The 722-nt window shown below is 46.4% G+C and carries 1 protein-coding gene; it reads right to left on the bottom strand.

Annotated elements, in window-relative coordinates; all coding sequences use genetic code 11:
• The coding region (locus R7040_RS26380; RefSeq protein ID WP_318097565.1) for a glycosyltransferase at window positions 1-722 on the bottom strand (722 nt) is incomplete at both ends.

Below are 722 nucleotides of genomic sequence, written 5' to 3'. Positions count from 1 at the left end.
GAGGAAGCATTCCCGTTACTTGTACGCCCTCGGCTCTTAACGCTTGCTCTAGCTCTTTGTCTCCTCCTCCAATCCAAGTAATGTCTAATTGGCGATTGAGCGCAAATCGATTCAAGCAACGGAGTGTGTTAAGTAAAAATTGAGGGTCTTTCTGTGGTGCGACACGCCCTAAAACAACAATGTTCAATGCAGCTTGATGGTCTCGGCCGACACGCGTCGCACTTTGATAAGAAACGTAGTTGTTCAGCAGTTCCGCTCGTTTTGCTCCAATGCTAATGGCTAAATCACATTCGCGCTGACTGCAGCCTGCCACCACGTCAATTTTGTTGAGCATCACCTTTTCTAAAGCTCTGTATAGTTGGCGAGCGAAGCCTGAAATATCTTCTCGTTCAAACGCATAGCAGTGCGGGGTATACACCAAGCGGGCGTGGTTGAGTTTCAAAAATCGACCTAAAAACCCGGCTTTGCTAGAGTGCAAGTGCACAATATTGGGTTTTATGTCATTGATGGTTTGATTGGCGTCTCGCACAAACTGCAGAAGCCCACCTTCCACCCATTTCGTTTGAGCAAAAACATCGTGATTGCTGTCTTTGGTTAAATCATTGTGACGCGCTCTAGCAAGCAAAAAGTGTTCATACGGTTCATGTCGAGATGAATGTACATAGCTGTACAGTGCGGTTTGAACACCGCCACCAAAGGCTTCGGTAATATGCAGTACTTTT

The sequence above is a fragment of the Vibrio sp. 1069 genome (assembly GCF_033340555.1).
This window is presented reverse-complemented; position numbering and strand designations above follow the sequence as displayed.